This is a genomic window from Sandarakinorhabdus sp. (assembly GCF_040398645.1).
Taxonomy (GTDB): domain Bacteria; phylum Pseudomonadota; class Alphaproteobacteria; order Sphingomonadales; family Sphingomonadaceae; genus Sandarakinorhabdus.
On the sequence record NZ_JBBATR010000064.1, the window covers coordinates 7,734 to 13,720 of the forward strand.

Genomic DNA, 5,987 nt, shown 5'->3' on the forward strand with positions numbered 1-5,987 from the left:
CCGACGCCGATCCCGGAGTTGGCGCAGTTTCAGGACCAGGGCTTTTTCGCCTCGTTCATCGTTGACACGCAGGCCGCCGTCTTTGCCGCGAACGGTCCGCTGGTTGGGCAGGGCGACAGCGGTTTCTGGAGCGGTTCGGTCAGCCGGGGATTTGTGGCAATCTTTGCGCCAGGCGGCACCATCAGTTTCAGTCAGAACGGCAGCGATCCGGGCAATCTGTTTCTGGTCAACGATGCCGGGGTTCCCGGCAATTCCGGCAGACGGATCGATCAGGCCATTATTTCAGCGTCCGTGGGCAGTTTCAGCGCGGCGGGGCCGATGTTCCTTTATGATCAGATGAACAGCACGGGTTTTGCCGGCCTGCCAGCGGGCGTGAGGCTGGGCGCGCTGTCGTTTGGACGCACCCAGCTTGCCGATCTTCCGGCGCTGCCCACGCTGCTCACCGATCTGGGCCGGCCGGATTTTGGGGCGTTGCTGCAGGCGCCTGGCGGCACATCGCCGTTTCTGTCGCTGCGGTTCCGGCGCGGCAGCGCCACCAACATGGCAGATTGGCTGGCGTTGCCGGCGCAAACCCTGTCCAGCTTCAATATTGGGGTTTCGGTTTCGGTGATACCGGCGCCGGCCGTGCCGGAACCGGCCAGTTGGGCGCTACTGGTCGTCGGCTTTGGTCTGGTTGGCGCAGCGGTTCGCCGCCGGCAGGCGCTGGCCTGACCTGGCCGGCGCGTCCGGTTATTCTGGGCCAACCGACGCACCCCCCTATGCAACCCATCCTCGCGTGGTAAACCTCCCAAATGCAAATCGCTCTCATTATCTTCATGATTCTGGCGGCCCTCGCGACGCTGGGGGTGCTGGCGCGGGGCATCATCCTGATGGCGCGCGGCAAGGATGTGACCGGGGAGCAATCGAATCGGCTGATGAGCCTGCGCGTGGCGTTGCAGGCGCTGGCGATCTTGTTCATCGTCATCCTGTTCCTGATCAATCGGCCGGCCTGAACGCGCGGCCATGGTCAAGCTGAACCGCATTTATACCCGCACCGGCGACGATGGCTCCACGGGCCTGGTTGATGGCAGCCGCGTATCGAAAGCCAGCGGCCGGCCGGAGGTGATGGGCAGCGTGGACGAAGCCAATGCCGCGATCGGCCTGGCGCGGCTGTCAGCCAGCGCGGCCACCGATGGAATTTTGTCGCGCATTCAGAATGACTTGTTCGATCTGGGCGCCGATGTCGCCACGCCGGATGGCATCGCCGGCGCGCTGCGTATCGTGCCCGATCAGATTGCCTGGCTGGAAACGCAGATCGATAATGCCAACGAAACCCTGTCGCCGCTGACCAGTTTCATCCTGCCGGCCGGCACCCCTGCCGCCACCCACCTGCATCTGGCCCGCACGATCGTGCGCCGGGCGGAGCGTGATGCCGTGGCCGCCGGCGCCGACGTTTCCGGGCCGGCGCGCCACTATCTCAATCGGCTGTCCGATCTTCTTTTCGTTTTGGCACGCGTGGAAAATGCGGCGGCGGGTGACGTTCTGTGGGTACCGGGTGCCCATCGGTGACAGCAGTGTGGCCCCTTGTGTCCAATGGCTGGCCTTTTTAGTGAGTTTTTCATTCCTTTCCAAATATTAATGACGCTGCATCCGATTTGGTCGTAACTCCACCGTCGCCGCGTGTCGCGGATTGACGTTGATGCATCAAATCGGGGGATTTCATGAATAATTTTGAACGCTGCTGCCGTCAGGCAGCAGTTGCAGCCACGTGCCTTGCGGCGCTGGTGCTGCCGCAGGCTGCCTTGGCCAATGCCACTGTTTCCGGCATCAATACCCGCCTGTTGAATGCTGTGCGCACCGCGCCGATTCCGCCGCCGCGGATGTCCCGGGCGATTGCGATGGTCAATATTTCGGTGTTCGATGCCGTCAATGCCGGTTCCGGTCTGGCCTATGAAGGCTATAGCTACGGCGGTCCGCATATTTCGGGCTCCACGGATGCCCTGGCGATTTAGGCTGGCTACACGATGATGGCCAATCTGTTCCCGACGCTTTCGGGCAGCCTGACCACCGAGATGAACAACCAGCTCAATGCGCTCACCATCAGCGCGGCCGTGCGTGCCACCAGCAAGGCCTTTGGCCAATCGGTTGCCAATAATTTCTTCAATGCCCGGCTCACCGATGGCGCGTCGGTGGCGCAGGTTCCCTACACCCCCGGCATGGGTCTGGGTGATTTCCAGCCAACCAACGCCAATCCGCCGGTGCTGCCGCTGTGGGGCAACGTAACCACCTTTGCAGCGACCAGTGCCACCCAGTTTTCGCCGGGCGCACCGCCAGTCGTTGGCAGCGCGGAATGGATCGCTGATTACGAATCGGTCCGGCTGCTTGGCTGCGCAACCTGCGGCACCCCCGAACAGCAAACCATCGCCAAATTCTGGGCCGATGGCGGCGGCACCTTCACGCCTCCGGGCCATTGGCTGGATATCACCAACGGCCTGCTGACAACGCTGCCCATCCTCGAAGCGGCCCGGTTGAGCGCGCTGGTCGGCATGGCGGTGGCGGATGCCGGGATCACCGCGTGGAACATCAAATATGATTTCAACACGATGCGGCCGATCACGGCGATCAACACCTGCACGGTCGGCACCTGCGGTGTCGCGGGTGAACCCGGCTGGGTGCCATTGCTGGGCACGCCCAACTTCCCATCCTACACCTCCGGCCACAGCACGTTTTCCGGCGGTGCGGCCGGCGCGATCGCCGGCTTTTTCGGAACTGACAATATTGCATTCTGCACACCGGCCGATCCGGCGTCGGGTGTGGTTGGCAATCGCTGCTACACGTCATTGTCGCAGGCCGCCACCGAAGCCGGGGACAGCCGCATTTTTGGCGGCATCCACTTCGAACACGACAACGCCCGCGCTGTAACCAAGGGCATCGAACTGGGGCAGCATGTTGCAGCCACGCAGCTGCAATTCCAGGGCGCAGTGCCGGAGCCGAGCAGCTGGGCCATGCTGATCGCGGGCTTTGGCCTGATCGGTGCTACGCTGCGTCGCCGCCGGGCCGTGGCAACCGCTGCCTGACGGCATTGGTTGACCGGGCGCGCCGGTGAAACGGCGCGACTGACGTGACCAAAAGCGGCCCGGTGCAGCACTGCACCGGGCCGTTTCGTTGTGGCTTTCGCCGCGACAGGTTGACGTTAACGTCAACTTGGCCCTTGACCACGCCGCCAGCGGCGTCATAGGGCAAGACAACAAAAATGCTTGGGAGTTGCCGATCATGAAGGTCCTGGTGCCCGTCAAACGGGTCGTTGATTACAACGTCAAAGTGCGCGTCAAATCGGACCAGACCGGGGTTGAGCTGGCCAACGTCAAGATGAGCATGAATCCCTTCGATGAAATCGCTGTCGAAGAAGCCATCCGCCTGAAGGAAAAGGGCGTGGTGACCGAAGTGGTCGTGGTCAGCATCGGCGTGCAGCAATGCACCGAAACGCTGCGCACTGCGCTGGCGATGGGCGCCGATCGCGGCATTCTGGTGCTCACGGATGTGCCCACCGAATCGCTGGCCGTGGCCAAGGTGATTGCCGGCATCGCCGCCGAAGAACAGCCGGGCATGATCATCCTGGGCAAGCAGGCCATTGATGACGACGCCAACCAGACCGGCCAGATGCTCGCCGGCCTGCTCGGCTGGGCGCAGGGCACCTTTGCCTCCAAGCTCGAAGCGCATGATGGCACTGTCACGGTGGTGCGTGAAATTGATGGCGGCCTTGAAACCGTCGCGCTCAAGCTGCCGGCGGTGGTCACCACCGATCTGCGCCTCAATGAGCCGCGCTATGCCTCGCTGCCCAACATCATGAAGGCCAAATCCAAGCCGGTCGCCACCAAGGCCCCGGCCGATTACGGCGTGGACATGACGCCGCGCCTGACCATCACCAAGGTGACCGAGCCGGCCAAGCGCCTGGCTGGCATCAAGGTGAAAAGCGTCGATGAACTGGTTGCGAAGCTGAAAGAAATGGGAGCCGTAGCATGAGCGTTTTGGTCCTTGCCGAACATGACAACGTAGTTTTGAAAGACGCCACGCTGGCGGCCGTGACGGCCGCAACGCAGCTTGGCGGCGAAGTGCACCTGCTGGTGGCCGGGCATGGCTGCGGCGCCGTGGCCGATGCCGCCGCGCAGGTGGCCGGTGTGCACAAGGTGCTGGTCGCCGATGACGCCGCCTTTGCATCGGCGCTGCCGGAAAATGTTGCGCCGCTCGTGGCAGGCCTGATGGCCGGTTATGATGCGTTCGTGGCCCCCGCAACCAGCCGCGGCAAGAATATTGCCCCGCGCGTCGCTGCGGCGCTGGATGTGGCGCAAATCTCCGAAATCCTGTCGGTCGAAGGCCCGAGCACGTTCACGCGCCCGATCTACGCCGGCAATGCCATCGCCACCGTCACCAGCAGCGATGCCAAGAAGGTGATCACCGTGCGCGGCACCGCCTTTGCCAAGGCTGCCACCAGCGGCGGCAGCGCCGCCATCGAAGCCGTGACCGGCACCGGCGAAGCTGGCCTGGCGACCTTCGTGGGCGCCGAACTGACCAAGTCCGCCCGTCCAGAGCTGACCGCAGCCAAGATCATCGTGTCGGGCGGCCGCGCGCTGGGTTCGATGGACAAGTTCCACGAGTTCATCGATCCGCTGGCCGACAAGCTGGGCGCCGCCGTTGGCGCCAGCCGCGCGGCGGTGGATGCCGGCTACGCCCCCAATGATTACCAGGTCGGCCAGACCGGCAAGATCGTTGCACCGGAACTATATGTCGCCGTCGGCATTTCGGGTGCCATCCAGCATCTGGCCGGCATGAAGGACAGCAAGATCATCGTCGCCATCAACAAGGACGAAGAAGCCCCGATCTTCCAGGTCGCGGATATCGGCCTGGTTGGCGATCTGTTCACGCTGGTGCCGGAACTGGCCGGCAAGCTGTAAGCGCGTAACCCGCGATACCAGAGGGCCGCCGCTTCGGGGAGGGAGCGGCGGCCTTTTTTGTTGGCGCGCCGCGCCAAATTGGCTATTCTCCGGGGATTAGCCAAAAGGATGCCGCCATGGCCGAGCGCCTCACCGTCCCCTCCACCGAATTCCAGACCCGCGCCGGCCTCTATATGGAACATGCCGCCAAAGCGCCGGTGTTCATCACCAAACATCGCCGCCCGGTGCGCGTGCTGATCGATATCGAGGAATATGAACGCCTCAAGGCCCGTGACACACGGCAGGCCTATTACGCGCATGAACTGCCCGACGAAGTGGTTCGGGCGCTGGAAGCATCGGATACCAGCCACATCGATCCGGCCCTTGACGCGCTGATGGATTGACCGGTGCGCAAGCCCGAACCAGCGCTCGGCCTCGTGGTGCGCTTCGATTATCTGTGGAACGAGGAGGCCGAGCGTGGCCGAATCGAAGGCACAAAGCAGCGCCCTTGCGCGATTGTTGTGGCCCAAACCGGCCAAGGCAGCAGCGCACGGGTCTGGCTGGCCCCAATCACCCACAGTCCGCCGCGCCAAGCCAGTGATGCCATCGCAATTCCGCCCCGCGTGAAGGCCGCACTCGGGCTGGACGATGCGCCATCGTGGATCGTGACGACCGAACTCAACAGTGCGGCCTGGGATGACGCCGGCATCGTTCCCGCCACACCGGATCGCTGGGCCTATGGCTTTCTGCCAACGGCCCTGATCAAGGCTGTTGTGGACATGACACTGGCCCACCAGCGCACCCGCCGAACCATCGTGAAGCGCGAAGCATGACCGCTTCAGACAGCATTCGCCAGGGCCTGGCCGAAGCCCTCGACTTTGCCGCCGGCAAAACGGCCGGCGCGCAGGTGCATCAGGTGAACGTCACCCAGGTCGATGTCGCCGCCATCCGCGCCAGCACTGGCCTTTCGCAAAGCCAGTTCGCGAGGCTCATCGGCGTCGCCAAGGGCACGCTCCTCAACTGGGAACAAGGCCGCCGCCGCCCCACCGGCCCGGCGCAAGTGCTGCTGGCGATGAT

10 protein-coding genes are annotated in these 5,987 nt (G+C 63.8%); all 10 read left to right on the forward strand.

Annotation, left to right across the window (positions count from 1 at the left end):
* Positions 1-9: 9 nt before the first annotated feature.
* Positions 10-711: a PEPxxWA-CTERM sorting domain-containing protein gene (locus ABWP50_RS11675; RefSeq protein ID WP_502951052.1), complete on the forward strand. Its 702-nt coding sequence runs from the start codon at positions 10-12 to the stop codon at positions 709-711.
* Positions 712-815: 104 nt separating this feature from the next.
* Entirely contained in the window at positions 816-992 is a 177-nt protein-coding gene (locus ABWP50_RS11680) for a twin transmembrane helix small protein (RefSeq protein WP_353218161.1), read from the forward strand.
* Between the two features lie 10 nt (positions 993-1,002).
* Positions 1,003-1,548: a cob(I)yrinic acid a,c-diamide adenosyltransferase gene (locus ABWP50_RS11685; RefSeq protein WP_353218162.1), complete on the forward strand. Its 546-nt coding sequence runs from the start codon at positions 1,003-1,005 to the stop codon at positions 1,546-1,548.
* Between the two features lie 152 nt (positions 1,549-1,700).
* The gene (locus ABWP50_RS11690) at positions 1,701-1,991 is read left to right on the forward strand and encodes a hypothetical protein (protein WP_353218163.1); all 291 of its coding nucleotides are present in this window, start codon (positions 1,701-1,703) and stop codon (positions 1,989-1,991) included.
* A gap of 12 nt (positions 1,992-2,003) precedes the next feature.
* Positions 2,004-3,056, forward strand: coding sequence for a PEPxxWA-CTERM sorting domain-containing protein (locus tag ABWP50_RS11695; RefSeq protein ID WP_353218164.1), 1,053 nt, complete (start codon positions 2,004-2,006; stop codon positions 3,054-3,056).
* A gap of 196 nt (positions 3,057-3,252) precedes the next feature.
* A complete protein-coding gene (locus ABWP50_RS11700) occupies positions 3,253-4,002 on the forward strand; it encodes an electron transfer flavoprotein subunit beta/FixA family protein (RefSeq protein WP_353218165.1) in 750 nt (249 codons plus the stop codon).
* Positions 3,999-4,931, forward strand: coding sequence for an electron transfer flavoprotein subunit alpha/FixB family protein (locus ABWP50_RS11705; RefSeq protein ID WP_353218166.1), 933 nt, complete (start codon positions 3,999-4,001; stop codon positions 4,929-4,931). The genes ABWP50_RS11700 and ABWP50_RS11705 overlap by 4 nt, the downstream gene beginning before the upstream one ends.
* 116 nt (positions 4,932-5,047) lie before the next feature.
* Entirely contained in the window at positions 5,048-5,314 is a 267-nt protein-coding gene (locus ABWP50_RS11710) for a type II toxin-antitoxin system Phd/YefM family antitoxin (RefSeq protein ID WP_353218167.1), read from the forward strand.
* Between the two features lie 3 nt (positions 5,315-5,317).
* Entirely contained in the window at positions 5,318-5,743 is a 426-nt protein-coding gene (locus ABWP50_RS11715) for a hypothetical protein (protein WP_353218168.1), read from the forward strand.
* The coding region (locus tag ABWP50_RS11720; RefSeq protein WP_353218169.1) for a helix-turn-helix domain-containing protein at positions 5,740-5,987 on the forward strand (248 nt) is incomplete at its 3' end. The genes ABWP50_RS11715 and ABWP50_RS11720, both read left to right, overlap by 4 nt.